Source organism: Bradyrhizobium sp. SPXBL-04, assembly GCF_051853035.1.
In the GTDB taxonomy this organism is placed as follows: Bacteria; Pseudomonadota; Alphaproteobacteria; order Rhizobiales; family Xanthobacteraceae; genus Bradyrhizobium; species Bradyrhizobium zhanjiangense.
Window position 1 is genome coordinate 7,952,233 of sequence record NZ_CP182472.1, and the last position, 25,890, is coordinate 7,978,122.

Consider the following 25,890-nt stretch of genomic DNA (forward strand, 5'->3'; position numbering starts at 1 on the left):
GGTTTAGAGGTCCGCGCCCGAATAGGAACAGTTGAACGACTTATTGCAGAGCGGAAAGTCGGCAATGATGTTGCCCTCGATCGCGGTTTCCAGCAGCGGCCACTGAAACCACGACGCGTCGCGCAGGTGACAGCGTTCGACGCGCAACTCGTCATCGAGCCGCAGCCACACCAGAACGTCGCCGCGGAAGGCCTCGGTGAGCGCCATGCCTTCACAGGCACCGTGGCCGATCCTGGGAGGCAGCGCGGTTGCGAGCCCTCCCGGCTCAAGTTGGTCGAGGATCTGCTCGATCAACTCGACGCTCTGCTCGACCTCGCGGATTCGGATCCAGACCCGCGCGTTCACGTCACCGGCCTGTAGTACCGGCACCTCGAACGATAACGCGTCGTAAGGCGGGTAGGCCATCGCCCGCCGCGCATCGAAATCGCGGCCCGAGGCGCGGCCGACATAACCGCCGGCGCCAAACTGGCGCGCATATTCCGCCTTCACGATGCCGGTGGTGACGGTGCGATCCTGCAAGGACGCCGTGTTGTCATAGAGCTCGATCAAGCGCGGAAAGACCTTTCGTAGCTCCGCGAGCAGCGCGCGCAGCGCGGCAACGCCGTCCGGCGCGATGTCACGCGTCACACCACCGGGCACGATGACGTCCATCATCAGGCGATGGCCGAACGCGACATTCGCAGCGCGCAAGCAGCGCTCACGCAAAATGCCGGTCTGGGCATGCATCAGCGCGAACGAAGCGTCGTTGCAGATGGCCCCGATGTCGCCCAAATGATTGGCGAGGCGCTCCAGTTCCGCCATCAGCGCCCGCAAGAGCGTCGCTTGCCGAGGCGCCTCGATCTGCAGCGCCGCTTCCACGGCACACGCAAAGGCGAAGGCATAGGCGACGGCGCTGTCGCCGGAGGTGCGGTTGGCGAGCTTTGCCGCGGCCTCGAGGCTCGCGCCCTGCATCAGCGACTCGATACCCTTGTGGGTGTAGCCGAGCCACTGCTCCAGCCGCACCACATGCTCGCCATTGGCGGTGAAGCGGAAATGGCCGGGCTCGATGGTCCCGGCATGGACGGGGCCGACCGCCACCTGGTGCAACGCCTCGCCCTCGGCCGGTAGGAACTGGTATGGCCGCACGTCGCGCGATGCGTTGCGGCCCGAGAGCGGATAGGATTTTCCCCAGACATAGTGATCGAGCCATGGCCGCAGATCGTCAGCGACGGTTGGAACAAGCCCGAACAGATCATGAATAGTCCGCTCCAGCCGAAGCGCCGGCCGATGACGGCTGGCGACGCTTGGAAACGTGCCGGCCGTACACTCGTAGGTCACGACCGCGATCTCGGTCGAGCCGCCATCGAGCATCGCCATATGCACCGCGGTCGGCTCGCCCCAGAAGCCAAGCAGCGTGAGGCTTCCCTCGACCAGTCGATCGATCGCCGCCTGCCAGCCCGCCTCCGTCACGACCGCGCGCGGCCAGGGCCGATGCGACGACACCGCATGGACATGGGAGATGCTGTCGAGGATGCCCATGGCTTACCCCAGGAGCTTCGCGACGTTCTGGAAGCCGGTGACCAGCACCGGCGGCAGATAGATGCCGGCCATCAGCACCAATCCGAGGTGCGTGAACATCGGCACGTAGGAGGCTTCCGCGGGCGCGGTCTTGCCTTTGGGCTCGCCGAACATCACCGCGCCGATCCGCAACCAAAGCCCGCCGAGCGCGATGATGATGCCAAGCACCAAGATTACCGTCAGCCAGGGCGCGCGGGCGAAAGTCGAGCTCACCACTAGAAACTCGCTCATGAAGATGCCGAGCGGCGGCAGCCCGACGATGGCGATGACGCCGAGCATCAGGCCCCAGCCGAGCGCGGGGTTGGTCACCGTGAGCCCGCCGATATCGGCGATCTTCTGTGTGCCCTTGACCTGTGCGATATGGCCGACCGCGAAGAAGATCGCCGACTTGGTCAGCGAATGCATGGTCATATGCAACAGCCCTGCGAAATTCGCGAGCGGCCCGCCCATGCCGAAGGCGAAGACGATGATGCCCATATGCTCGATCGAGGAGTAGGCGAACATCCGCTTGATGTCGCGGCGCCGGTACAGCATCAGCGCGGCGAAGATCACCGAGATCAGGCCCATCGTCACCATCAACGGACCCGGCGCGATCGCCGCGGAGTTGACCGCGAGCATCATCTTGAAGCGCAGCAGCGCATAGAGCGCGACATTGAGCAACAGGCCGGACAGCACCGCCGAGATCGGCGTCGGGCCCTCGGCATGCGCATCGGGCAGCCAAGCATGCAGCGGTGCGAGACCGACCTTGGTGCCGTAGCCGAGCAGGAGGAAGGCGAAGGCAACGTTGAGCAACTCCGGGTCGAACTGTGCGGCGTGCTTCACCAGCACCGTCCACACCATGCCGTCCAGCCCCTCGCCTACCACGGGGCGCGCCGCCATATAGACCAGGATCGTGCCGAACAGCGCGAGCGCGATGCCGACGCTACCGAGGATGAAATATTTCCAAGCTGCCTCCAGCGCCTCATGGGTGCGGTAGATGCCGACCATCAGGACGGTCGTCAGCGTCGCCACCTCAACCGCGACCCACATCAGGCCGATATTGTTGGCGACGAGCGCGAGGTTCATCGCGAACATCAGCGTCTGATACATCGCGTGATAGAAGCGCAGGAACGCCGGCGCCAGGCGCCCGATCTCGATCTCGTGCTGGATGTAGCTTGCGCTGAACACCGATGTGGTGAGGCTGACGAAGGTGGTCAACACGATGAAGACCTTGTTGAGATCGTCCATCAGCAGATACTGCCCCGATACCGGTTCGACCACGAACAGCGAGAGCGAGGTAAGGAAGGTCGCGAGCGCTGCCACTACGTTCAGCTTCGCCGTGAGTCGGTAGCCGGGCAAAATTGCCAGCACCGCCGCCGAAAGGGCCGGGATCAAGAGGATGGCGCTGAGGGCGTCGATGCTCATCGCCGCTCTCCGCGAAAACGATCAAGTTCCTGCACGTCCACGCTGTCAAAACGCTCGCGGATGCGGAACAGGAAGACGCCGATCACGATGAAGGCGATCAGCACCGAGAAGGCGACACTGATCTCGACTACCAGCGGCATGCCCTTGGCGCCGGTTGCCGCCAGCACCAGCCCGTTCTCCAGCGACATGAATCCGACGACCTGGCTCACGGCGTTGCGTCGCGTAACCATGATCAGGAGCCCCAACAGCACCACCGACAGCGCGAAGGCCAGGTCCTCGCGCGCGAGCGCATCGGCGCTCGGCGTCACCCGCAGCATCACCACCATCGACAGCGCGACGAGGCCGATGCCAGCCATCATGGTCAGCCCGATGCCGATCACATTCTCGATCTCGCGGTGGATACCGAGCCGCTTGATGATCCGGTGCAGCGCCACCGGGATGATGATGGCCTTAAAGACCAGCGCGATCAGCGCCGTGACATAGAGATGCGGCGCTTGCTGCACATAGGCCTGCCAGGCTACCGATAGCGCCAGCACGCTGGCATGCAGCGCATAGACATTGAGCAGCGCATAGAGCCGGTCCTGATAGAGCATCATGAAGCTCGCCAGCACGAGGCAGCCGGCGAGCAGATGGGCGATGTCGAATTGCAGGCTGCTCATCTCTTAGAGGCTCCCCGACACGAAGCGCAACAGGGTGGCAAGCAATGCCAGCATCAGCGCCGCGCCCAAGAACTCCGGAATCCGGAACACGCGCATCTTGGCGATCGACGTCTCGAACACGGCGAGCAAGAAGCCAAGTCCCGCCAGCTTGCCGAAATAGAGCAGCGCGCCAAAGACGAGCCTCCCAACGCCCGCGTCTGCAGTCGCCGTGCCCCATGGCAGGAACACGCAGGCGATCAGCGAGACATAGAGCAGGAGCTTGAGGTGCGACGACAGATCGATCAGCGCGAGATGCCGCCCCGAATATTCCAACACCATGGCCTCGTGCACCATGGTGAGCTCGAGATGGGTGGCGGGGTTATCGACCGGGATACGGGCATTCTCCGCCAGCGCTACGATGGTCAGTGCCACAAACGCCATGCCCAGGGACACACGCAGACCGACCGCGTCCGAGCCCATGAACTCGGCCACGTTGGGGAGCTGCGTCGAGCCAGCGATCATCGCGACCGAGAACACTGTGATCAGCATCGCGGGCTCGGCGAGAGAGGCGATCATGACCTCGCGGCTGGAGCCGATGCCGCCGAAGGCGGTGCCGACGTCCATGCCGGCGAGCGCCTGGAAGAAACGGGCGCTGCCGAGCAGCGCAATGATGGCGATGAGATCGGCGGTCCAGGAGAACAACAGGCCATTGCCGAAAGTCGGCACCAGCGAGGCGGCGACCCAGGTGCCCGCGAAGATCAGATAGGGAATGACACGGAACAGCCAGGATGCGTTGTCGGCGAGCACGACGTCCTTGCGCATCAGGCGAATGAGGTCGCGATAAGGTTGGAGCAGCGGCGGCCCGCGCCGACGTAGCAGCCGAGCCTTCACCTTCCGCACGAAACCCGTCAGTAGCGGCGCGACCCCCAGCACCACCGACATCTGGGCGCCCTGGGAGAGGACGTCGCTCAGCGCGTTCATAGTGCCACCACCAGCAGCAGCACGATTAGCGCCACGAAGACCAGCGTCAGGTAGCGGCGGATGGTGAGGAACTGCAAGATATTGATGCGGTCCGTCGCAAAGCCGATGAGCTTCGCAATCGGCGCGTACAGCACATCCCAGATCAGATCGTGCAGTTCGACCCGGAGCCGCGCAGGAACCGGCGAGGACGGCGGCGGCATCTCGCCGATTTCGCGTGCGGCAAAGATGACGCTGCCGAATACGCGGCGGATCGGCTGCGAGAAGCTGGAGGCTGAGTACTGGATCGCTGGGTTCGGATCGGGATAGCCGCAATCCCAGGCCGGCGCGCGGCGTAAGCGGTCGGAGGCGAAGCGGTGAATGGCTGTCGCCGCCGTCGTGCCGCAGAGTGCCGCGAACAGGAACACCAGAAGGCCGTTATAGGAGCTGCGGCTTTCCGCGATCGGCACGATGGTGAGCCACTGCAATCCGACCTGATGCGGCATAATGTTGCCGACCATATTCTTGCTCACCGGCGCCAGCGCATCGATGAACAACCCGGGCAGGATGCCGGCAACGAGGCAGAAGGCGGCAAGCACGAGCATCGCGGTCAGCGAGAAGCGGTCGGTCTCATGTGCCGACGCCGCGACATCCGAACGTGGCCGGCCGAGGAAGCTGATGCCATAGAGCTTGACGAAGCAGGCCGCGGCAAAGGCGGCCGCGAGCGCCAGCAAACCGCCGACCGCCGGAATGATCAGCTTGAGGCCCCATGAGGGCAGCTGGGGTGAGAGCAGGATCGCCTGGAAGGTCAGCCATTCCGAAACGAAGCCGTTGAATGGCGGCAATGCCGAGATCGCGACGCAGCCGACCAACACCGCGAACGCCGTCTTCGGCATGCGATGGATCAGCCCGCCGAGTTTCTCCATGTCGCGCTCGCCGGTTGCTCCCAGCACCGCGCCGGCGCCGAAGAACAACAGGCTCTTGAACAGCGCATGATTGAATACATGCAGCATCGCCGCGGTGAAAGCGAGCGCCGCCACCCAGTCGAGCCCTTCCGCCTTGAAAGCCAGCGCCAGCCCGAGGCCGGTGAAGATGATGCCGATATTCTCAATCGTTGAATAGGCGAGCACGCGCTTGATATCGCGCTGCATCAGCGCATAGAGCACGCCCAGCGTCGCCGAGGGACCGCCGACCAGCAGCACCACCATGCTCCACCACCACACCGGTTCGGGCAGAAGATCAAACACGATGCGCACGAAGCCGTAGACGGCGACCTTGGTCATGACGCCGCTCATGAGGCCAGAGACGTGGCTGGGTGCGGCGGGATGGGCGAGCGGCAGCCAAGCGTGTAGCGGCACCAGGCCAGCCTTGGAGCCGGCGCCCAGCAGCATGAGGATCACCACCACGCCGCTCAGCGCAGCGGAAGGATGCGAGGCTCGGATCGCATCGAAATCGTAACCAGCACCGCTCGCGAGCAGGCCGAAAGCGAGCAGCAGCGCCAGCGTGCCGAAACTTGCCATCAAAAGATAGACATAGCCAGCGCGGACATTCTCGGCCTCCCGGTGATGCGACACCACCATCGCCCAGGAGGTCAGCGACATGAATTCCCAGGCGACCAGGAAGCTGAAGGCATCGTTTGCCAGCACGACGACGTTCATCCCTGCGAGATAGGCAGGATAGAACGGCAGCACGCGGCCGGGGGAGTCCTCGTGCCGGCCGTAGCCCAGCGCGAACAGGCTCGCGGCGGCGCCGCCGAGATTGACGACGACGAGGAAGAAGGCGGACAGCGCATCGAGCCGGAAATGGGCACCGAGCCAGGGTAGGCCGATCGGCAGTGTCGCGCTCGGCGTCAGATGAGGGAAATAGAGCAGATCCGACAGCGCCGTGACACATAGCGTCGACGTGGCGATCAGACATCCGCCGTAGAGGATGATCGAGCCGCGCGGGCGCGTCGACAGCACGACTCCCGCAGGCGCCAGCGCCAGCAGAGCCGCCACTGACCATAGCGCCACGGCGATCATAGCCGCTCCTGGATCATGATTTGCGCGCGCGTCATCATCGCTATTGGCCACCTGCGCTCGGGGGTGGAGACTTCAGCCGCACACCGCGCCCCCCGGCGCTCGAGGTTGCCCCCTCGGCGATCAGCTCGATGCCGGCAACCGACAGCGCGTCGACCAGCTTCACCAGGGAATCGACATTGCCGCGGATCACCCCTTCGGAGGCTTCCATGCGCTGGATCGTCGGCAGCGACAGCGAACAGCGCTGCGCGAGTTCGCGCTGGTCGATCCTGAGCAAGGCACGGGCGGCTCGAAGCTGCGCGGCGGTGATCACGGGGCAGAATGTCCGTGGCGGTTATAGCGCTTGATTTACCAAGCTTAGGACGCACAAAATGACGTTTCAAGCATCATTTTCTAGATGCGACGCATCATTCCCGATGTCCTCCGAGCTCATGCCCGCACCCCGCCATCATGGCCGGGCTCGTCCCGCCCAGCGTCATTCTGGGGCGCGTGTGGGCCCAGGCATGACGACCGCATAAATGCGGAGCGAGATTCTGGGGGCGCGCACGCGCGCATCCGGGAATGACTGTCCGCCTCAAAACTCGTTGGCGATCTTCGCGAGCATCCCGATCAGGGCCTCGCGGTTGCTCTGCCCGAGCAGGTCGTTCAGCCGGGCCTCGTGCTTGGTGGCGACGAGCTTCTTGGCGCGGGTCAGCACGGCCTTGCCCTTGTCGGTCAGCACCAGGATGTGCGAGCGGCGGTCGTTGGTGGAGCGGATTCGCGCGCATAGGTCGCGGCTTTCGAGATTGTCGAGCATCGCCACGAAGTTCGGCCGCAGGATGCCGAGCGTGGAGGCGATCTCGGTCTGGTTCCGGCCCGGATTCTTCTCGACCAGCAGCAGCACCGAGAATTGCGCCGGCGTGAGCTGCAGCGAGGCCATGCAGCGCAAAAAGTTCTCGAACACCTTGAGCTGGGCCCGCTTCAGCACATAGCCAAGCTGCTCGGAGAGCTCGCCCAGCTGGAGCGCTTCGGCCTGCGGCTCGGACGCATCCTTGCGACCCTTGGCCGTATCGGCAGGCTTTTCGGAGGACTTTTCAGCGGTTTTGGAAACGGTCATCGCCTCGTGCTCGTAATCCCGCTAAGTTCGGGACGGGTCGTTCCCCACCCTTGATGTTATATTTGATAATTGTTATGGACCATACCAAATATCGCCAGCGTTTTTCAATGGCTGTGAGCGGACCGTTCACCACAATCGGGAGGACCGGTCCTTATCTTTAGGGGGAGCGTCCGGTCTTGAATACCACCATCATGCTGTTCCTGGTGCAGGACGGCATCACCAATGGCGCGATCTATGCGCTGCTCGGCCTGGCGCTGGTGCTGGTGTTCGCCGTCACCCGCGTCATCCTCATTCCCCAGGGCGAATTCGTCACCTATGGCGCGCTGACCTATGCCTCGCTGGCGGCGGGCCAGATGCCGGGCACGGCAAAGCTCGCGCTGGCGCTGGGCATCGGCGCTTTCGCCTTCGATCTCTTCGTCGCGCGCAAGGCGCTGCATGGGCGCCTGGTCCTGCGCAGCATCGTCACCAACATCGTGCTGCCGGCCATCGTGCTGGCGCTGACCCTGTACTTCGCCGCCCAGAAGCCGCCGGTCGCGATCTGCATCGCGCTGTCGCTGGTGATCGTCGCGATGATCGGCCTGTACCTCTACCGGATCGCATTCCAGCCGCTGGCGCACACCTCCGTGCTGGTGCTGTTGATCGCATCAGTCGGCGTGCATCTCGCGCTGCAAGGGCTGGGCTTGCTGTTCTTCGGCGCCGAAGGCCAGCGCGGGCCGGCCGTGCTGTCCGGCGCCTTCACCGCCGGCGCGCTGCGCTTCACCGGCCAGAGCATCACCGTCTACGCCATCACCATCGCCTTCATCATCGGTCTCTGGCTGTTCTTCGGGCTGACGCTCTACGGCAAGGCGCTGCGCGCGACCGCGGTGAACCGGCTAGGGGCGCGGCTCGCCGGCATCCGCACCACGCTGTCGGGACAGATCGCCTTCCTGCTGGCCTCCGTGATCGGCGCGCTATCGGGCATCCTGATCGTGCCGATCACGACGCTCTACTACGACTCCGGCTTCCTGATCGGCCTGAAGGGCTTTGTCGCCGCGATCATCGGCGGCCTGGTCAGTTATCCCCTCACAGCGGTCGCGGCACTGGTCGTCGGCATCGTCGAGGCGTTCTCGTCCTTCTATGCCTCCAACTACAAGGAGGTGATCGTTTTCATGCTGCTGATCCCCGTGCTGCTGCTGCGCTCGCTCGCCGCGCCCGCGGTCGAGGAAGAGAAGGACTGACGCGCGATGCAGAGCCGGCTTCCCATCCTCGTCTTCGCGCTTGTCATGGCGGCTATCCCGTTCGTTCCCGGGATGCCGCCGTTCTGGATCGTGCTGCTCGATAATATCGGCCTTGCCGCGCTCGTGGCGATGGGCCTCGTGCTGCTCACCGGCGTCGGCGGCCTGACCTCTTTTGGACAGGCAGCTTTCGTCGGCTTCGGCGCCTACACCACCGCGGTGCTGTCGACCGCCTACGGCCTGTCGCCATGGCTGACCCTGCCGCTGTCGCTCGTCGTCAGCGGATCGCTCGCGGTGCTGCTCGGGCTGATCACCGTCCGCCTGTCCGGCCATTATCTGCCGCTCGGCACGCTCGCCTGGGGACTGGGCCTGTTCTATCTGTTCAGCAAGCTGGAGTTTCTGGGCCGCAACGACGGCATCTCGGCGATCCCGCCGCTGTCGATCGGCGCGTTCAAGATGCTCTCGCCCGGCTCGATATATTACGCGATCTGGGTCGCCGTCATCGTCTCGGCCCTGCTGACGATGAACCTGCTGGACTCCCGCACCGGCCGCGCCATCCGCGCGCTCAGGCGTGGCCATGTCGCGGCGGAAGCCTTCGGCGTGCACACGCCGCGCGCCAAGCTGCTGGTGTTCATCCATGCCGCGGTGCTCGCCGGCCTCTCCGGCTGGCTCTACGCCCATCTCCAGCGCGCGGTGAACCCGACGCCGTTCGGCGCCCAGGCCGGCATCGAATATCTCTTCATCGCGGTGGTCGGCGGCGCCGGCTATGTCTGGGGCGGCGTGCTGGGCGCCGCGATCGTCGTGGTGCTGAAAGAGGTGCTGCAAAGCTATCTGCCGCTGATCCTGCCCGGCTCCGGCCAGGTCGAGACCATCGTGTTCGGCATCATGCTGGTGGCGCTGCTGCAGCTGGCGCCCGGCGGCCTCTGGCCCTGGCTGATGTCGTTCCTGCCCGAGCGCACCAGTGGCAGAAAGCCCGACACCTCGCTGAAGCTGGAGCATCGCCCCCGCGCGCCCGGCGAGTCCAGCATCCTGCTCCAGGTCGACAAGGCGCGAAAGCAGTTCGGCGGCGTGGTCGCGGTCAACAACGTCTCCTTCGACGTCCAGGCCCGCGAGATCGTCGCGCTGATCGGACCGAATGGCGCCGGCAAGAGCACGACGTTCAACCTGATCACCGGCGTGCTGTCGGCGACCTCAGGCTCGATCTCGGTGCTCGGCAAGAAGGTTGACAAGGCACCGCCGCAGGAGATCGTCAAGCTCGGCATCAGCAGGACCTTCCAGCACGTCAAGCTGGTGCCTGACATGACCGTGCTGGAGAACGTCGCGATCGGCGCCCATCTCCGCGGCCATTCCGGACCGATCGCCTCGATGCTGCGGCTCGACCGCGCCGATGAGGCGAAGCTGCTCGCGGAGGCCGCGCGCCAGATCGAGCGCGTCGGCCTTGCCGAGCAGATGCATCAGCTCGCAGGCTCGTTGTCGCTCGGCCAGCAGCGCATCGTCGAGATCGCCCGCGCGCTCTGCGTGGACCCGATGCTGCTGCTGCTCGACGAGCCGGCCGCCGGCCTGCGCCACATGGAGAAGCAGCGGCTCGCGACGCTGCTGCGCGAGCTGCGCGACGGCGGCATGAGCGTGCTCCTGGTCGAGCACGACATGGGCTTCGTGATGAACCTCGCCGACCGCATCGTGGTGCTCGATTTCGGCACCAAGATCGCGGAAGGCACCCCCGCCACGATCAAGACCAATCCCGAAGTGATCAAGGCCTATCTCGGAGTGGCGGCATGAGCACGCTGTTGTCCGTCACCGACGCGCACGTTGCTTACGGCAAGGTCGAGGCCGTGCGTTCGGTCTCGCTCGAGGTCGGCACCAATGAGATCGTCACCATCGTCGGCGCCAATGGCGCCGGCAAGACCACGCTGCTCTCGGCCATCATGGGCATTTTGCCGCTGAAGGGCCGCGTCGCCTTTGCCGGGCAGGATCTCGCCCGCCTCGACATCGAGGATCGCGTCGCGATGGGGCTCGGGCTCGTCCCAGAGCACCGCGAATTGTTCGTGACCATGAATGTCGAGGACAATCTCGAACTGGGCGCCTTCCGCATCGAGCGAGGCAAGGCGAAAGCCTCGATGGAGCGGGTCTACGCGCTGTTTCCGCGGCTGAAGGAACGGCGTAAGCAGCTCGCCGGCACGCTCTCCGGAGGCGAGCAGCAGATGCTCGCGATGGGCCGTGCGCTGATGGGCGAACCGAAGCTGCTGATGCTGGACGAGCCGAGCCTGGGCCTCGCGCCGATCATCGTCGCCGACATCTTCCGCATCGTCACCGAGCTCCGCGCCGGCGGCGTCTCCGTCCTGCTGGTCGAGCAGAACGCGCAGGCCGCGCTGAAGATCGCAGACCACGCCTATGTCATGGAGCTCGGCGAGTTCATGCTCAGCGGCAAGGCCAGCGACATCGCCGCGAACGAGCGTGTCGCGGCGAGCTATCTCGGCTTCCAGCATGAAGGTGAGAGTGCGATCTGATTTCTCTTACCCTCCCCTGGAGGGGGAGGGTCGCTTCGCATGCAGCGAAGCGAAATGCGAAGCGGGGTGGGGTGACGGTCTCTCCACAACGAACACTGCTCGTGCTGAGAGATCACCCCACCCCGCTCGCGCTGCGCGCGATCGACCCTCCCCCTCCAGGGGAGGGTAAGCGAGCGCCGCGTTACGAAGCGCCTGCCTTCTTCTCCCCCTTCAACGCTGCCAGTTCAGCTTCCAGCTCCGCGATCCTCGCATCCCTTGCCGCGAGCGCCGCGGCAACATCGCCCGCATCGAACTTCTGCGGGATGTGCTGCGGGCAGTTGGTGTCCCACGCCGCGATCTTGAACAGGATCACCTGCTCGGGCCGCGCGCGATAGCCCTTCGGCATCAGCGACGTGGTCAGCGCCTCGTCGTCCTCGACGACGCGCGCCTCGCCCCAGATCTTCACCCGGCGGCGATGGGCGTAGTCCATCACGAAAATATAGGCCTTGGGATTCTCCGAGAGATTGCCCTGGGTGATGAACTGCTGGTTGCCGGCATAGTCGGTGAAGGCGAGCGTCTGCTTGTCCAGCACCTTGAGAAATCCCTTCGGGCCGCCGCGGTGTTGGATATAGGGCTGGCCGTCCGCCGAAGCAGTGGCGAAATAGAAGCTGTTGGCATCAGCCAGGAAGGCCGCGAGGTTGTCGTCGACCTCGGTGCGCCAGCCGCGCTGCTCGCTGCGCGCATAGGCCTCGCGCGAACCCTTGCGCGCCTGGATCGCCTTCACCGCCGGCGAGAAGGCGACGTCGCTGGCATAGGGCTGGGCTGCTGTCGTCATCGGAACGTCTCCTGGAATTCCGGCGCATGCTTGCGTCTTTCGTCGGTTAACATGGACTTGCCTGCCGTCAGAACAATGTGGCCGCTTGACACTTCATCATTGCAATATATGCAATAATGCCATGGACCGGCTCGAAGCCATGCACGTCTTTGTCACCGTCGCCGATTCGCGCGGCTTTGCGCCGGCGGCGCGCAAGCTGCGCCTGTCGCCCTCGGCGGTGACGCGGTTGATCGCGGCCCTGGAAGAGCATCTCGGCGCGCGGCTGTTGCAGCGGACCACGCGACAGGTGACGCTGACCGATGTCGGCACGCGCTATCTCGAGCGCGCGCGGCGCATCCTCGCCGATGTCGAGGAGGCCGACGGCTCGGCGCGGCAGGAGCGCAACCGGCCGAGCGGTCGCCTCGTGGTGTCGGCACCGGTCGGTTTCGGCCGGCTCCATGTCGGGCCGGTCATGACCGCTTACCTCAAACGCTATCCCGAAGTCGCCGCCGAATTGCGGCTGTCCGACCATCTCGTCAATCTCGTAGAAGACGCGGTCGACGCCGCCGTCCGCATCGGCCATCTCGCCGATTCCTCCCTGGTCGCGCGCCAGGTCGGCGAGATGCGGCGGATCGTGGTGGCCGCGCCCGGCTATCTCAAGCGCCATGGCGAGCCGAAGACGCCGGAGGCTCTCGTCTCGCACCAGACCATCCAGTTCGGTCCTTGGTCCGCATGGCGCTTCCTGCGCGACGGCCGCGACATCGAGGTGACGCCAGCGCCGCGCTTCATCAGCAACAGCGCCGACGCGGCGCTGCAATATGCCGAGGCCGGCGGCGGCGTGACGCGGGTGCTGGCCTATCAGGCCGCCGACGGGCTGAAGCGCGGGCGCTTGAAGATCGTGCTCGCGGCATACGAGCAGCCGGCGCTGCCGATCCACATCGTCTACCCGACCTCGCGCCTGCTGTCGGCCAAGGTGCGCGCGTTCGTCGATCTCGTGGTGGAGACGGCGGAATGGAGGTTTGGCTAGGTTCGTATCCCGGACGCGCCGCGGAGCGGCGCAGAGCTGGGACCCAGCAGATGGATGGGCTTCGGCTCAGCAGCGCATCGCCGAAGAGGGCGCTGCGCTGCGTCCGGGGCATGAGAGAACTACTTCTTCGGCACGACGCGAAACGTGCCGCTGGCGCGCGCGATCACGGCATCATCGGCCTTCACCAGGCATTGCGCGAAACAGATCGTAGAGCCGGTCTTGATCGCTTCGCCCTCGACCGCGAGCCATTGGCCGATCTCGGCGGCGCCGACATAGTCGACCGACAGCGAGATCGTGACGAACGACGTCGTCCAGCTCGTCGCCTGGGCGCAGCTATAGCCCATGGCGGCATCGGCCAGCGCCGCGATCAGCCCGCCGTGGATCAGCCCGCGTGCATTGGTGTGCGGCTGCGCCAGGCGCAGTCCCACCGTGACGCCCTTCTCGGTCTTCTTCGAATAGAGCGGCTCCCAGGGATCGGTGAGCGGGGCTTGGCGAAAATGCGGCTCGAAGCCGGCAGGGATGTCGGTGGCGGTCATGGCTGTCTCGCGTTGCTGATCGTTACCATTGAACGCGACTGACGCGACGAACGCATCACCTACAAAGTTTTAAACGGGATTTGCGGGGGCGTTTGAAATGAGCACTCCCGTCATTGCGAGGAGCGAAGCGACGAAGCAATCCAGAATCTTTCCGCAGAGGCAGCCTGGATTGCTTCGCTTCGCTCGCAATGACGGTGTGGCCGCAGCGCGCGATGCCGAGTGGGCAAAGGTGCGAAGCGCCGTGCCCACCATCTCTCCACGATTCAGGCCGGAGCGGTGGGCACGCTGCGCTTTGCCCACCCTACGGCACTGCGCGGGACATGACACCTGTGGTCAGAACGGCAGCCCTACGTAATTCTCCGACAGCGAGGTCATCGCGGCCTGCGAGTGCGTGACGTAATCGAGCTCGGCGAGCTGGATGCGGGCGCCGATGGTGCCGGTGTCCGGGAATTTGTGCAGCATCGAGGTCATCCACCACGAGAAGCGCACGGCTTTCCAGACCCGTGCCAGCGCCTTGGCGGAATAGGCGTCGATGCCGGCGCTGGATTTCTCGTCGTAGAACTCGCGCAGCGCGCTCGACAGATAATGCGCGTCGGAAGCGGCGAGGTTCAGCCCCTTGGCGCCGGTCGGCGGCACGATGTGCGCGGCATCGCCGCACAAGAACATCCGGCCGAAGCGCATCGGCTCGGCGACGAAGCTGCGTAAGGGTGCGATGCTCTTCTCGATCGACGGTCCCGTGACGAGGCTGGCGGCCGCCTCCTGGTCGAGCCGGCGCTTCAATTCGTCCCAGAAACGGTCGTCGGGCCATTGGTCGGCATGATCGTCGAGCGCGCACTGCACATAGTAGCGGCTGCGCTTGGTCGAGCGCATGGTGCAGAGCGCAAAGCCGCGAGCGTGGTTGGAATAGATCAGCTCGTGGCTGACCGGCGGCGTGTCCGAGAGGATCCCGAGCCAGCCGAACGGATAGACCCGCTCGAATTCCTCGATCGCCGAGGCCGGGACGCTGGCGCGGCTGACGCCGTGGAAACCGTCGCAGCCGGCGATGAAGTCGCAATCGATCGTGTGGGTGACGCCGTCCTTGACGTAAGTTACGCGCGGGTGACTGCCGTCGAAATCATGCGGCTGCACGTCCTTGGCCTCGTAGACCGAGACGAGACCTGCGGCCTTGCGCGCATTCATCAGGTCGAGCGTGACCTCGGTCTGGCCGTAGATCATCACCGTCTTGCCGGTCGCGCCCTTCATGTCGATGCGGTGACGCTGGCCGGAGAAGGCGAGCTCGATGCCTTCATGCACTAGGCCTTCGGCATGGGCCCGCGCGCCAGCGCCGACCTGGTCGAGCAGCGCGACGGTCCCCTCCTCCAGCAGGCCGGCGCGGATGCGGCCGAGCACATAATCCGGGCTCTGCCGCTCCAGAATGACATTGTCGATGCCATAAGTGTGGAGCAGTTGCCCAAGCAACAATCCGGCCGGCCCGGCCCCGATGATTGCGACTTTTGTCCGCAATACTTGCTCCTTCCGATGCTGTAGGCTTTCGTCGCGGCCTGCTTGTCGCGCCGGCCCGCAGGCGATAATTATATCATATAATTGTTGGGCAAAAGGGAGCGCTTAGTCGCCCGAGCAGCGACAAATCCATGCAACATGGCTGACGTAGATGACGCGACAAGGTGCGCGCCAGTTCCGGCTTGAACACGCCGGCCAATTAGATAACATGTTAATTAACGAGAACGGGCCATCGAAGCCCGCCGTCGAAAACAGGGAGAGACGCGTGATGAGGAAAGTCTGTCTGGCGTTGCTGCTGGCAGCAAGCGTGACGCCTGCGTTCGCGCAGGACAAGACCTTCGATTTGAAGATCTCGCACTGGGTGCCGGCCTCGCATCCCCTGCAGAAATCGCTGGAAGACTGGGCGGCCGCGGTCGAGAAGGATTCCGGCGGCACCATCAAGGGCAAGGTGTTTCCGGCCCAGCAGCTCGGCAAGGCCTTCGATCATTACGACATGGCCCGCGACGGCATCGCCGACGTCACCTATGTCAATCCCGGCTACCAGCCCGGCCGCTTCCCGATCGTCGGCGCCGGCGAATTGCCGTTCCTGATCTCGGACGCCAAGGGCGGCTCGATGGGGCTGGATGCCTGGTATCGCAAATATGCCGAGAAGGAGATGAAGGACGTCAAGTACTGCCTCGCCTTCGTCCACTCGCCCTCCTCCTTCCACTCCCGTACCAAGAAGATCGTGGTGCCCGAGGACGTGAAGGGCCTGAAGATCCGTCCCGCCCACGCCACGATGGCGAATTTCGTCACCTCGCTCGGCGGCACCAACGTGCAGTCCTCCGCACCCGAAGTGCGCGACATCATCGAGCGCGGCGTCGCCGACGGCGTCACCTTCCCCTGGGGCTCCCTGGTGCTGTTCGGCATCGATAAGGTGACCAAATACGACATGGAGGCGCCGCTCTACACCACGACCTTCGTGTTCGTGATCAACAAGGACAAGTACAATGCGATGTCCGACAAGCAGAAGGCCGCGATCGACAAGAACTGCACGATCGAGATGGCCGGCGCGGTCGGCGAGCACTGGGGCAAGTTCGAGGACGCCGGCATCGACAAGGTGAAGGCGGAATCGAGCCACGAGGTCTACAAGCTGACGGCCGAGCAGACCGCGGCCTGGAAGAAGGCCGCCGAGCCGCTGGTCAAGACATGGAGTGACGGCGCCAAGAAGGCCGGCGCCGATCCGGATGCGGCGCTCGCGGATTTGAAGGCATCGCTGAAGAAGTACAACGCGCTGGCGGAGTAGTGCTGCGCGGCGCGCTCTATCCCGCCCCCTCTCCCCGTTCTTACGGGGGCGCGACGAGCTTCGCTCGCGCTGAGAGGGTTGGGGTGAGGGGCTGCTTCCGCAAAGATGGTGACAGATGAACTCGCGGAGTGCCCCCTTCACCCGGAATCCGCGCTCGCGCGCGAATTCCGGCCTCTCCCCGCACGCGGGGAGAGGCGGAGTGCGCGGCGAGACCGGATCTAAAAATGACATCTCGCGATAGGACCACCCCATGAAGCGCGCCTGGATGGACCGCTTTATCGACACGATCGAATGGATCGCGGCCGGCTTCGTCGGCCTCGTCGCGCTCGACATCTTCCTGTCGGTGCTGCTGCGTAACACGCTGAACTATTCGATCCCCGACAGTTTTGACATCGGCCGCATGCTGCTCGGCATCCTCATCTTCTGGGGCATCGCGGCGACGTCTTATCGCGGCACCCACATCACGGTTGATCTCGTCTGGGGCAATGTCGGGCCGCGCTACCAGCGCTGGATCGACGTGTTCGCAACGCTGGTGCTGCTGTTCGTCGTGACCGTGCAGACCTGGACGCTGTTCGACAAGGTGCGCGGCACCTACAACGACAACGTCCAGACTTTCGACATGCACATGCCGACCTGGCCGTTCTTCGCGATCGCCTGGATCGGCGATGTCTCCGCCGTGCTGCTGATCGCGATCCGCACCTACCGGCTGATCTTCCATCCCGAAGAGATGCACGACCCCAAGCTGAAGGCGACGGAGTAGTCATGAGCACCGATGCCGTCGCCGTAATCGGCTTCGTTTCCCTGTTTGTGCTGATGCTGCTGCGCGTGCCCGTCGGCATGGCCATGGGCCTCGTCGGTGTGTCCGGTTTCTCCTATCTGGTCGGCGCGACGCCGGCGCTGAAGCTGGTCGGCCAGACCTCGATGCGCACGGTCACCGACTACACCTTCGGCGTCATCCCGATGTTCCTGCTGATGGGCTCGTTCGTCAGCAATTCCGGCATGAGCCGCGAGCTGTTCCGCGCCGCCAACGGGTTCGTCGGACACTTACGCGGCGGGCTCGGCATCGCCACCGTCGGGGCCTGCGGCGGCTTTGCCGCGATCTGTGGCTCCTCGGTCGCGACCGCCGCCACCTTCTCCGCCGTCGCCTATCCCGAGATGCGGCGCTTCGGCTATCCGCAGTCCTTTGCCACCGGCGTGATCGCGGCAGGCGGCACGTTAGGTGCGATGCTGCCGCCCTCCACCGTGCTCGCGGTCTACGGCATCATCACCGAGCAGGATATCGGCAAGCTGTTCATTGCCGGCATCATCCCGGGCCTGCTCGCGATGACCATGTACATGATCACGATCGGCCTGATCGGTTATTTCCGGCCCGATTTCCTGCCCAAGGGCAAGGTGCTGTCGTGGCGCGAGCGCTTTGCCGGATTGAAGGACATCTGGGCGCCGGTGCTGCTGTTCGTGTTCGTCATCGGCGGCCTCTACGGCCTGCCCTTCCTGCCGCGCTTCACGCCGACGGAGGCCGGCGGCGTCGGCGCCACCGGCGCCTTCATCATCGGCGTGCTGACGGGCCGGCTCGACCGCGAGAAGGTGCTGGCGTCGCTGCTGCAGGCGACGCGCACCGCGGCCGCGGTGTTCACCGTGCTGATCGGCGCGCTGATCTTCGGTTACTTCCTGACGGTGACGCAGACGCCGCAGAAGGTGACGGAATTCCTCACCGGCCTCGGCCTCGGTCCCTACGGCGTGCTGGCGCTGATCATGGTGATGTATCTCGTGCTCGGCTGCCTGATGGATGCCATGGCGATGATCATCCTGACCGTGCCGATCATCTTCCCCGTGATCATGCATCTCGGCTTCGACCCGATCTGGTTCGGCGTCATCATCGTCATGACCGTCGAGCTCGGCCTGATCCATCCGCCGGTCGGCATGAATGTCTTCGTCATCAAAAGCGTGGTGAAGGACGTCTCGTTCTCCACCATCTTCAAGGGCGTGATCCCGTTCGTCGCAACGGATTTGGTGCGCCTCGTGATCCTGATCGCCTTCCCGCTGCTGGCGACCTGGCTGCCGACGCGTATGATGGCGCATTAGGCCTGCATGATAGAGCGGCGAGCCCGTCCTCCCCTCTCCCCTTGTGGGAAAGGGTGGCTCGCCGCGATAGCGGCGAGACGGGTGAGGGGTCTCTCTCCACACGCACATTTGCGTTTGCTGAGGCAACCCCTCATCCGGCGCTTCGCGCCACCTTCTCCCGCAAGGGAAGGAAGAGCAGCGGCGCTAATGGGTACATGAGAGGTGATCAATGACCACACCGACACTCGAAACCAAATACGTCTTCACCATCACCGCTCGTATCGGCGACGTCATCACCCCCGGCGAGACTGGTATCGGCGTGCGCCGAATCATTCCGATCATCGGCGGCGAGGTGACGGGCGCAATCACAGGCCAGGTGCTCCCCTTCGGCGCCGACTTCCAGACCATCCGCCCCAGCGAGCTGATCGATCTCGAAGCCAGATACGCCTTCGAGACCGACGACGGCGCAACCATCTATGTCGAGAACAAGGGCATGCGCTTCGGCCCGGTGGAGCTACTGCAAAAGCTCAAGCGCGGCGAGCCGGTCGATCCGAAGCTGATCTATTTCCGCACCGTGCCGAGGTTTGAGACCGGGCACGAGCAGTATCGCTGGCTGATGGAACACATTTTCATCGGCTCAGCGGCGCGTCATGCAGACCGCGTCGTGATCGACGTGCATCAGGTGCTGTGATCCTCGCTACCTCGTCATTGCGAGCGCAGCGAAGCAATCCAGAATCTTTCCGCGGGGGCAGTCTGGATTGCTTCGTCGCAAGAGCTCCTCGCAATGACGAGGATAGGGCAGCGGCAACCTATCACAACGGACTCCCTCGCCGGAGCAGGCTCAAACCGGCCCAATGAGCGCCAGAGTTCATATCGCCCCTCCTTGACTCCCCCAAAATTCGTTATACAACATAACTATTCTGACAAGGACGCAAATGACACAGGGAAACGCCGAAACCGCTAACGCGGGCGCCTCCGGGCTTTTGAGGATTGAGCGGGCAGAGCGGGTTCTGACCGTGGGTCTGAACCGGCCGGCCAAGCGCAATGCGCTCAATGACGGCATTATCCTGGAAATCGGCGAGTGTTTTGCGAACCTGCCCGAGGACATCGGCGCGGTCGTCATCCATGGAATCGGCGACCATTTCTCCAGCGGCCTCGACCTGTCCGAGCTGACCGAGCATGACGCGACCGGCGGCCTGCTCCATTCCCAGATGTGGCACCGGGTGTTCGACCGCATTCAGTATAGCCGTGTACCCGTGATCGCCGCGCTGAGAGGCGCCGTGATCGGCGGCGGACTGGAGCTCGCCTGCGCCGCGCATATCCGCGTCGCCGAGCCCTCGACCTATTTCGCCCTGCCGGAGGGACAGCGCGGCATTTTCGTCGGCGGCGGCGGCTCGGTGCGGCTGCCGCGGCTGATCGGTGTCGCCCGGATGATGGACATGATGCTGACCGGCCGAGTCTATAGCGCGACTGAAGGCGCCTCCTACGGCTTCGCGCAATATGTGACGGAGGCCGGCAACGGGCTCGGCAAGGCGCTGGAGCTCGCGACCAAGGTCGCCGCCAACGCACCGCTGACGAACTTTGCCGTTCTCCAGGCGTTGCCGATGATCGCGGAGGCCAATCCGCAGACCGGCCTGCTCATGGAATCACTGATGGCAACCGTCGCGCAGAGCGATAAAGAGGCAAAGCGCAGGATCCGCGAATTCCTCGAACACAAGACCGCAAAGGTGAAGCCGAAGTCATGAGCGCGCAGCCGTCCTCTTCCAGCATGGAGCGCGGCGCGAGCACTTTTCCGCTGCGGCCCATCTCGTTCGGCGATCCCGCCGTCAATATCGAGCGCCGCGACGACGGCACGATTTACCTTAGGCCCAAGCAGCCTCTCGGCGACTATCCTGTCCGCATCACCGACCGCCTGCATCATTGGGCGACAACGACACCGGATCGCGTCTTCATGGCCGAGCGCGACGGCGGCCGCGGCTGGCGCAAGATCACCTATGCCGAGCTGCTCACCGCGAGCCGGCACATCGCATCAAGCCTGATCGCGCGCGGCCTGTCGGCGGAGCGGCCGGTCGTCATCCTCTCCGGCAATTCGATCGACCACGCCTTGCTCGCGTTCGGCGCGTTCTATGCCGGCATTCCGTTCTGCCCGGTGTCTCCGGCCTATTCGCTGGTGTCGAAGGATTACGGCAAGCTCTCCTATCTGATGAAGCTGCTGACGCCCGGTCTCGTCTTCGCGGAGGACGCCGACAAGTTCGCGGACGCGCTCGCCGCCAATGTCTCGCTCGGCACCGAGATCGCCGCATCCTACGGCCGCGTGCCGGGCCGCGACGTCACCCTGCTCGCCGATCTCATGGCCACGCCGATCCGCGGCGATCTCGACGAGGTCCACGGCAGGATCGGCCCCGACACCATCGCAAAGTTCCTGCTGACATCGGGCTCGACCGGCAATCCCAAGGCCGTCATCAACACCCAGCGCATGATCTGCGCCAACCAGGTGATGCTGCGCGAGACGCTCGCCTTCCTCAAGGACGAGCCGCCGGTCATCATCGATTGGCTGCCGTGGAACCACACCTTTGGCGGCAACCACAATATCGGGCTGACGCTGTACAATGGCGGCTCGATGTATCTGGACGCCGGCAAGCCGGTGCCTGGCGGCATCGAGGAGACGGTGCGCAATCTCCAGGAGATTTCGCCGACGGTCTATTTCAACGTGCCGAAGGGCTATGAGTCGCTGCTGCCGTATTTGCGCGACGACCAGGGCCTGCGCGCAAAGTTCTTCGACCGGCTGCATGCGATGTTCTTCTCGGGCGCGGCGCTGTCGCCGTTCGTCTGGGACAGTCTCGACGAGCTCGCAGTAAAGGAGAAGGGTTATCGCGTGCCGATGCTGACGGGCCTCGGCGCCACCGAGACCGCGCCGTTCTTCATGTCGGTCAATCCGCGCACCAGCCGCTCGGGCCATGTCGGTCTGCCGGTATCGGGCAATGACGCCAAGCTGGTGCCGAACAACGGCAAGCTCGAGGTCCGCGCCAAGGGGCCGAACGTGATGCCCGGCTACTGGCGCCAGCCCGACATCAGCGCAAAGTCCTTCGACGAGGAAGGCTTTTACAAGATGGGCGACGCGCTCAAGCCCGCCGATCCCGACGATCTCAATGCCGGCTTCGATTTCGACGGGCGCGTCAGTGAGGATTTCAAGCTCGCGAGCGGCACCTGGGTCAGCGTCGGCCCCTTGCGCGCGCGCTTCGTTGCGGCCTGCGCGCCGCTGGTGCGCGACGTCGTCATCGCCGGCATCAACCGCGACGAGATCTCCGCGCTCGTGGTGCTCGATCTCGACGGTTGCCGCCTGATCAACCCGACGCTGCCGGCCGACGATCTCGTCGTCGCGACGCGCGACCGGCTGGTGCGCGAGGCATTCCGCGAACGCCTGACCGATTTCCTCGGCTCGGCCACCGGATCCTCGACGCGGATCACGCGCGCGATCCTGATGGACACGCCGCTGTCGATCGACAAGGGCGAGGTCACCGACAAGGGCTCGATCAACCAGCGCGCGGTGCTGGAACATCGCAACCTCCTGATCGAGGAGCTCTACGCTGCCAATCCGTCGGACCGTGTGATATCGGTCGGGTAACATGTCAATTGGAATGAACCAGCCGGCTCTTCCTTCACCTCTCCCCGCTTGCGGGGAGAGGTCGAATTTGCGCACTGCGCAAATTCGGGTGAGGGTGGCTTCTCGTCGCGGCCCCGCATCCGCCTTCGCCAAAGGCTTCGGCGGACAAGAGCGGGGCGAGGGAGCGCATCGAGCGCTTGGATACGATCGCTTCTGAATTAGAATCGCCAAAGGAGAACGCCATGTTTTTGAAGGATCAGGCAGCCATCGTTACCGGGGGCGCATCGGGGCTGGGCGCGGCGACCGCACGAAAACTGGCGGCGCAGGGCGCCAAGGTCACGGTCTGCGATCTCAATGCCAAGCTTGCTGAAACCGTTGCCGCCGAGATCAAGGGCGTCGCCGTGACCTGCGACGTCTCCGATGCCGCCTCGGCTGAGGCCGCGATCGCGCAGGCGGCCAAGGCCCACGGCCCCGCGCGCGTGCTGGTCAATTGCGCCGGCATCGGCGTTGCAAAACGCGTCGTCGGCCGCGACGGGCCGATGGCCCTCGCGGATTTCGACAAGGTGATCAAGGTCAATCTGATCGGCACCTTCAACATGCTGCGCCTTGCCGCAGCCGAGATGTCCAAGCTCGAGCCGCAGGCGACCGGCGAGCGCGGCGTCATCATCAACACCGCCTCCGTTGCCGCCTATGACGGCCAGATCGGCCAGTCGGCTTATTCGGCCTCCAAGGGCGGCATCGTCGGCATGACACTGCCGATCGCGCGCGAGCTTGCGCAATTCGGCGTCCGCGTGCTGACGATCGCGCCGGGCCTGTTCCTGACGCCGCTGCTCGCCAACCTGCCGCAGGAAGCCCAGGACTCGCTCGCCGCCGCGATCCCCTTCCCGCGCCGGCTCGGCAATGCCGACGAGTTCGCCGCGCTCGCGCTGCACATGATCGAGAATGCGTATCTGAACGGCGAAGTGGTGCGCCTCGACGGCTCGCTGCGCATGGCGCCGAAGTAAGGCGCGCGACGCATGTTCGTGAACCGGCGCGACGTCCAGATCCAGTGGGGTGATTGCGACCCCGCCAATATCGTCTACTACCCGCGCTATTTCGCGATGTTCGACGATTCGACGTCGACCCTGTTCGAGGTCGCCGGATTCTCCAAGCAGGATTTGGTCCGCAAATACGGCCTGGTGGGCATTCCCATGGTCGACACGCGGGCCAAGTTCTACATCCCCTCGACCTATGGCGACTGGATCACCATCGAGACCAAAATCGAGAGCATCAAGCGCTCGAGCTTCGAGGTGAAGCACAACGTCTACAAGGGCCAATCGCTGGCGATCGAGGGATTCGAGACCCGCGTCCTGGTCGGCCGCGATCCCGTTAACCCCGACAAGCTGAAATCGGCACCGTTCCCGGCGGAAATGGTAGCCAAGTTTACGGGGAGTTAGAGCCCGGAGCTAAATCGCCGCATCACCAAAAGAGGGGGCTGAATTACCCCCCGATTTCTGCTTTCAAAGAAAGACGTACAGGGAGGAATAGATGAAACGCTTTTACCTAACCGCCGCCATCACCGCGGCCGCGCTGGCGCTGCCGGCCCTGCCCGCGCTGGCCCAGACCAACGAAATCACCATCGGCATCACCACCACCACGACCGGCCCGGGCGCAGCGCTCGGCATTCCCGAGCGCAACGCGCTGGAATTCGTGCCGAAGGAGATCGGCGGCGTACCGCTGAAGGTGATCGTGCTCGACGACGGCGGCGATCCTACCACCGCGACCACCAACGCCCGCCGCTTCGTGACCGAATCCAAGGCCGACATCATCATGGGCTCGGCGCTGACGCCGCCGACCATCGCGGTCTCCAACGTCGCCAACGAAGCCGGCATTCCGCATTTCGGCCTCGCGCCGTTTCCGATCACGCCGGAGCGCATGAAGTGGTCGGTGGCGATGCCGCAGCCGATCCCGATCGTGGGCAAGGTGCTGTACGACCACATGAAGGCCAAGGGCGTGAAGACCCTCGGCTATATCGGCTATTCCGACTCCTATGGCGACCTCTGGTTCAACGACCTCAAGGCGCAGGCCGTGCCGATGGGCATGACCATCGTCGACGAGGAGCGCTTCGCCCGTCCCGACACCTCGGTGACCGGACAGGTGCTCAAGCTCGTCGCCGCCAATCCCGACGCGATCCTGATCGGCGCCTCCGGCACCGCGGCCGCGCTGCCGCAGACCGAGCTGCGCGAGCGCGGCTATCAGGGCCTGATCTACCAGACCCATGGCGCGGCCAGCATGGACTTCATCCGCATCGCCGGCAAAGCGGCCGAGGGCGTGCTGATGGCCTCGGGCCCGGTGATGGACCCCGAGGATCAGCCAGACACCGCGCTGACCAAGAAGCCGGGCCTCGCACTCAACTCGGCCTATGAAGCCAAGTACGGTCCGAACAGCCGCAGCCAGTTCGCCGGCCATTCCTACGATGCGTTCGAGCTCCTCAAGCGCATCATTCCGGCGGCATTGAAGACGGCCAAGCCCGGCACGCCGGAATTCCGCGAAGCGATCCGCCAGGCGCTGCTGTCTGAGAAGGAATTGGCGGCAAGCCAGGGCGTCTACAACTTCACCGAAAAGGACCGCTATGGCCTCGACGACCGCTCGCGCATCCTGCTCACGGTGAAGAACGGCAAGTATTCGCTGGTGAAGTAGGCGCAGCGATAGTTCGCAACGAGAAGAGCCGGCCCGATGGGCCGGCTCTTTCCTTTTGAGCTTTGAGACGAGCTGCCAGCCACCGTGTTGCTGCGCCCCCTCTCCCGCTTGCGGAAGAGGGCTGGGGAGAGGGTGCCTCCGCGTTGGGATTGTCTCGGTCTTATGGAAGAAGTCCTCAAGCGGAGAGAACCCTCACCCGGCGCTGCGCGCCGACCTCTCCCGCAAGCGGGAGAGGTTACAGCGAGCGGGCGGAGACACCGCGAGCCTCAAGCCGCCTGTCGCAACGGGGTCCAGGCGAACTCCGGATAATACGTGTCCATCATGCGATCGACATAGGCGGTGAGGTTCGGAAATCCCTCGGCGCGCTGGCGCAAGGCCGATTCGAAGAAGGGCGTCAGGATCCCCGCGAGTGCGCCGAAGGCGGTGGCATCGACGCCGCAGGGCCTGTTGCCCATCAGATACGACTTGTCGCCGAGCTGCACCGAGAGCGCGAACAGCGAGCGCACGGCGAGATCGACATCGTCGTCGGGCGCGTGGCGGCCGAGACCCGAGAGCAGATAGTTCTCGGCGACGCGGAATTGTGCGTCCTCACGCAGCTTCTCGCGATTGTGCTCGGGTGCGCCGTCGAAGAAATGCGACGGCCCCTTGGCGAAATTGACCGGATCGACCCAGCGCGCCCCGACCAGCGCCCAATAGACGTGATGCTCGATCATGCGCTCGAACGCCCAGGCCTGCGCACGTTCCTGCAACGAGAGCCCGGCATCGAAATCGAAGCCGTAGCGCCGCTCGATATGGGCGCGGATGAAGGTGGAATCGGCCACCGCCTCGCCGCCGTCGTCGATGAAGGGCAGCTGCCCCTTGGGCGAAGCTGGCGGCATCGCGCGCTCCTTCCGGTAGGGCAGCCCCGCCATCTTGAGCTGCACCTCCGTCTTGGTGACGAAGGGGCTGATTTCCGGCAGGCCGAAGCCGGTGCCAAAGCCGTAAAGCGTGATCATGAAACCTCTCCTGAACCTG

At 64.6% G+C, this 25,890-nt stretch carries 24 protein-coding genes; 13 read left to right on the forward strand and 11 right to left on the reverse strand.

What is annotated here, in order from left to right; translation table 11 throughout:
• Positions 1-3: 3 nt before the first annotated feature.
• From ACNJX8_RS37890 to ACNJX8_RS37920, 7 genes are all read right to left on the reverse strand, one after another.
• Positions 4-1,518: a hydrogenase large subunit gene (locus tag ACNJX8_RS37890; RefSeq protein ID WP_439358776.1), complete on the reverse strand. Its 1,515-nt coding sequence runs from the start codon at positions 1,516-1,518 to the stop codon at positions 4-6.
• Positions 1,519-1,521: 3 nt separating this feature from the next.
• A complete protein-coding gene (locus tag ACNJX8_RS37895; protein ID WP_128940001.1) occupies positions 1,522-2,961 on the reverse strand; it encodes a hydrogenase 4 subunit F in 1,440 nt (479 codons plus the stop codon).
• A complete protein-coding gene (locus tag ACNJX8_RS37900; protein WP_091890424.1) occupies positions 2,958-3,620 on the reverse strand; it encodes a hydrogenase-4 component E in 663 nt (220 codons plus the stop codon). Before ACNJX8_RS37900 ends, ACNJX8_RS37895 begins: the two co-directional genes overlap by 4 nt.
• Before the next feature lie 3 nt (positions 3,621-3,623).
• Positions 3,624-4,580: a respiratory chain complex I subunit 1 family protein gene (locus ACNJX8_RS37905; protein WP_439358777.1), complete on the reverse strand. Its 957-nt coding sequence runs from the start codon at positions 4,578-4,580 to the stop codon at positions 3,624-3,626.
• Positions 4,577-6,577, reverse strand: coding sequence for a hydrogenase 4 subunit B (gene hyfB / locus ACNJX8_RS37910; RefSeq protein WP_128955572.1), 2,001 nt, complete (start codon positions 6,575-6,577; stop codon positions 4,577-4,579). Before hyfB ends, ACNJX8_RS37905 begins: the two co-directional genes overlap by 4 nt.
• Positions 6,578-6,617: 40 nt before the next feature.
• Complete coding sequence (locus ACNJX8_RS37915; RefSeq protein ID WP_091890433.1) at positions 6,618-6,887, reverse strand: helix-turn-helix domain-containing protein; 270 nt, start codon at positions 6,885-6,887, stop codon at positions 6,618-6,620.
• Between the two features lie 261 nt (positions 6,888-7,148).
• On the reverse strand, positions 7,149-7,670 hold the full coding sequence (locus ACNJX8_RS37920; protein ID WP_091890436.1) for a MarR family winged helix-turn-helix transcriptional regulator: 522 nt from the start codon (positions 7,668-7,670) through the stop codon (positions 7,149-7,151).
• A 176-nt stretch (positions 7,671-7,846) separates the two neighbouring features.
• Here ACNJX8_RS37920 and ACNJX8_RS37925 point away from each other — a divergent pair, with 176 nt between their 5' ends.
• Genes ACNJX8_RS37925 through ACNJX8_RS37935 form a run of 3 tightly spaced genes read left to right on the forward strand, consistent with a single transcriptional unit; the run spans position 7,847 to position 11,391 of the window.
• Positions 7,847-8,887, forward strand: coding sequence for a branched-chain amino acid ABC transporter permease (locus ACNJX8_RS37925; protein WP_164934714.1), 1,041 nt, complete (start codon positions 7,847-7,849; stop codon positions 8,885-8,887).
• A 6-nt stretch (positions 8,888-8,893) separates the two neighbouring features.
• Positions 8,894-10,663, forward strand: a complete 1,770-nt coding sequence (locus tag ACNJX8_RS37930; protein WP_439358778.1) for a branched-chain amino acid ABC transporter ATP-binding protein/permease — start codon at positions 8,894-8,896, stop codon at positions 10,661-10,663.
• Positions 10,660-11,391 carry an ABC transporter ATP-binding protein gene (locus ACNJX8_RS37935; protein ID WP_439358779.1) on the forward strand — a complete coding sequence of 244 codons (732 nt, stop codon included), beginning with the start codon at positions 10,660-10,662 and terminating at the stop codon, positions 11,389-11,391. Before ACNJX8_RS37930 ends, ACNJX8_RS37935 begins: the two co-directional genes overlap by 4 nt.
• Positions 11,392-11,572: 181 nt before the next feature.
• On the opposite strand, the gene ACNJX8_RS37940 is transcribed toward ACNJX8_RS37935, so the two are convergent.
• Entirely contained in the window at positions 11,573-12,205 is a 633-nt protein-coding gene (locus ACNJX8_RS37940) for a pyridoxamine 5'-phosphate oxidase family protein (RefSeq protein WP_439358780.1), read from the reverse strand.
• 121 nt (positions 12,206-12,326) lie between these two features.
• Here ACNJX8_RS37940 and ACNJX8_RS37945 point away from each other — a divergent pair, with 121 nt between their 5' ends.
• Positions 12,327-13,211, forward strand: a complete 885-nt coding sequence (locus tag ACNJX8_RS37945) for a LysR family transcriptional regulator (protein WP_439358781.1) — start codon at positions 12,327-12,329, stop codon at positions 13,209-13,211.
• Positions 13,212-13,330: 119 nt separating this feature from the next.
• On the opposite strand, the gene ACNJX8_RS37950 is transcribed toward ACNJX8_RS37945, so the two are convergent.
• Positions 13,331-13,747, reverse strand: a complete 417-nt coding sequence (locus ACNJX8_RS37950) for a PaaI family thioesterase (RefSeq protein WP_439358782.1) — start codon at positions 13,745-13,747, stop codon at positions 13,331-13,333.
• A 333-nt stretch (positions 13,748-14,080) separates the two neighbouring features.
• Positions 14,081-15,250: a 4-hydroxybenzoate 3-monooxygenase gene (gene pobA / locus ACNJX8_RS37955; protein WP_439358783.1), complete on the reverse strand. Its 1,170-nt coding sequence runs from the start codon at positions 15,248-15,250 to the stop codon at positions 14,081-14,083.
• Positions 15,251-15,515: 265 nt separating this feature from the next.
• On the opposite strand from pobA, the gene ACNJX8_RS37960 reads away from it, so the two are divergent.
• The 9 genes from ACNJX8_RS37960 (at position 15,516) to ACNJX8_RS38000 (ending at position 24,876) form a co-directional block, all read left to right on the forward strand.
• Positions 15,516-16,532 carry a TRAP transporter substrate-binding protein gene (locus ACNJX8_RS37960; protein ID WP_439358784.1) on the forward strand — a complete coding sequence of 339 codons (1,017 nt, stop codon included), beginning with the start codon at positions 15,516-15,518 and terminating at the stop codon, positions 16,530-16,532.
• A 250-nt stretch (positions 16,533-16,782) separates the two neighbouring features.
• Complete coding sequence (locus ACNJX8_RS37965; protein WP_128936689.1) at positions 16,783-17,292, forward strand: TRAP transporter small permease; 510 nt, start codon at positions 16,783-16,785, stop codon at positions 17,290-17,292.
• Between the two features lie 2 nt (positions 17,293-17,294).
• On the forward strand, positions 17,295-18,614 hold the full coding sequence (locus ACNJX8_RS37970) for a TRAP transporter large permease (protein WP_091890463.1): 1,320 nt from the start codon (positions 17,295-17,297) through the stop codon (positions 18,612-18,614).
• Positions 18,615-18,822: 208 nt separating this feature from the next.
• A complete protein-coding gene (locus tag ACNJX8_RS37975) occupies positions 18,823-19,284 on the forward strand; it encodes a DUF3237 domain-containing protein (RefSeq protein ID WP_249758282.1) in 462 nt (153 codons plus the stop codon).
• A 244-nt stretch (positions 19,285-19,528) separates the two neighbouring features.
• Positions 19,529-20,338, forward strand: coding sequence for a crotonase/enoyl-CoA hydratase family protein (locus tag ACNJX8_RS37980; RefSeq protein WP_128936692.1), 810 nt, complete (start codon positions 19,529-19,531; stop codon positions 20,336-20,338).
• Positions 20,335-22,218, forward strand: a complete 1,884-nt coding sequence (locus ACNJX8_RS37985; RefSeq protein WP_439358785.1) for a feruloyl-CoA synthase — start codon at positions 20,335-20,337, stop codon at positions 22,216-22,218. The genes ACNJX8_RS37980 and ACNJX8_RS37985 overlap by 4 nt, the downstream gene beginning before the upstream one ends.
• A gap of 221 nt (positions 22,219-22,439) precedes the next feature.
• On the forward strand, positions 22,440-23,201 hold the full coding sequence (locus tag ACNJX8_RS37990) for an SDR family NAD(P)-dependent oxidoreductase (protein WP_439358786.1): 762 nt from the start codon (positions 22,440-22,442) through the stop codon (positions 23,199-23,201).
• 12 nt (positions 23,202-23,213) lie between these two features.
• Positions 23,214-23,633 (forward strand): acyl-CoA thioesterase, encoded by a 420-nt coding sequence (locus ACNJX8_RS37995; RefSeq protein WP_439358787.1) that lies wholly within the window; start codon positions 23,214-23,216, stop codon positions 23,631-23,633.
• A 91-nt stretch (positions 23,634-23,724) separates the two neighbouring features.
• Positions 23,725-24,876 (forward strand): ABC transporter substrate-binding protein, encoded by a 1,152-nt coding sequence (locus ACNJX8_RS38000; RefSeq protein WP_128955624.1) that lies wholly within the window; start codon positions 23,725-23,727, stop codon positions 24,874-24,876.
• A 266-nt stretch (positions 24,877-25,142) separates the two neighbouring features.
• On the opposite strand, the gene ACNJX8_RS38005 is transcribed toward ACNJX8_RS38000, so the two are convergent.
• A complete protein-coding gene (locus ACNJX8_RS38005; RefSeq protein ID WP_128936697.1) occupies positions 25,143-25,871 on the reverse strand; it encodes a glutathione S-transferase family protein in 729 nt (242 codons plus the stop codon).
• Positions 25,872-25,890: the final 19 nt, after the last annotated feature.

Coding starts and splice junctions, on each gene's coding strand:
- ACNJX8_RS37950 (WP_439358782.1), bottom strand. CDS start 13,747: ATGACCGCCACCGACATCCCTGCCGGCTTCGAGCCGCATTTTCGCCAA.
- ACNJX8_RS37970 (WP_091890463.1), top strand. CDS start 17,295: ATGAGCACCGATGCCGTCGCCGTAATCGGCTTCGTTTCCCTGTTTGTG.
- ACNJX8_RS37945 (WP_439358781.1), top strand. CDS start 12,327: ATGGACCGGCTCGAAGCCATGCACGTCTTTGTCACCGTCGCCGATTCG.
- ACNJX8_RS38005 (WP_128936697.1), bottom strand. CDS start 25,871: ATGATCACGCTTTACGGCTTTGGCACCGGCTTCGGCCTGCCGGAAATC.
- ACNJX8_RS37890 (WP_439358776.1), bottom strand. CDS start 1,518: ATGGGCATCCTCGACAGCATCTCCCATGTCCATGCGGTGTCGTCGCAT.
- ACNJX8_RS37965 (WP_128936689.1), top strand. CDS start 16,783: ATGAAGCGCGCCTGGATGGACCGCTTTATCGACACGATCGAATGGATC.
- ACNJX8_RS37990 (WP_439358786.1), top strand. CDS start 22,440: ATGTTTTTGAAGGATCAGGCAGCCATCGTTACCGGGGGCGCATCGGGG.
- ACNJX8_RS37895 (WP_128940001.1), bottom strand. CDS start 2,961: ATGAGCATCGACGCCCTCAGCGCCATCCTCTTGATCCCGGCCCTTTCG.
- ACNJX8_RS37935 (WP_439358779.1), top strand. CDS start 10,660: ATGAGCACGCTGTTGTCCGTCACCGACGCGCACGTTGCTTACGGCAAG.
- ACNJX8_RS37980 (WP_128936692.1), top strand. CDS start 19,529: ATGACACAGGGAAACGCCGAAACCGCTAACGCGGGCGCCTCCGGGCTT.
- ACNJX8_RS38000 (WP_128955624.1), top strand. CDS start 23,725: ATGAAACGCTTTTACCTAACCGCCGCCATCACCGCGGCCGCGCTGGCG.
- ACNJX8_RS37940 (WP_439358780.1), bottom strand. CDS start 12,205: ATGACGACAGCAGCCCAGCCCTATGCCAGCGACGTCGCCTTCTCGCCG.
- ACNJX8_RS37975 (WP_249758282.1), top strand. CDS start 18,823: ATGACCACACCGACACTCGAAACCAAATACGTCTTCACCATCACCGCT.
- hyfB (WP_128955572.1), bottom strand. CDS start 6,577: ATGATCGCCGTGGCGCTATGGTCAGTGGCGGCTCTGCTGGCGCTGGCG.
- ACNJX8_RS37960 (WP_439358784.1), top strand. CDS start 15,516: ATGAGGAAAGTCTGTCTGGCGTTGCTGCTGGCAGCAAGCGTGACGCCT.
- ACNJX8_RS37905 (WP_439358777.1), bottom strand. CDS start 4,580: ATGAACGCGCTGAGCGACGTCCTCTCCCAGGGCGCCCAGATGTCGGTG.
- ACNJX8_RS37930 (WP_439358778.1), top strand. CDS start 8,894: ATGCAGAGCCGGCTTCCCATCCTCGTCTTCGCGCTTGTCATGGCGGCT.
- ACNJX8_RS37985 (WP_439358785.1), top strand. CDS start 20,335: ATGAGCGCGCAGCCGTCCTCTTCCAGCATGGAGCGCGGCGCGAGCACT.
- ACNJX8_RS37900 (WP_091890424.1), bottom strand. CDS start 3,620: ATGAGCAGCCTGCAATTCGACATCGCCCATCTGCTCGCCGGCTGCCTC.
- ACNJX8_RS37995 (WP_439358787.1), top strand. CDS start 23,214: ATGTTCGTGAACCGGCGCGACGTCCAGATCCAGTGGGGTGATTGCGAC.
- ACNJX8_RS37920 (WP_091890436.1), bottom strand. CDS start 7,670: ATGACCGTTTCCAAAACCGCTGAAAAGTCCTCCGAAAAGCCTGCCGAT.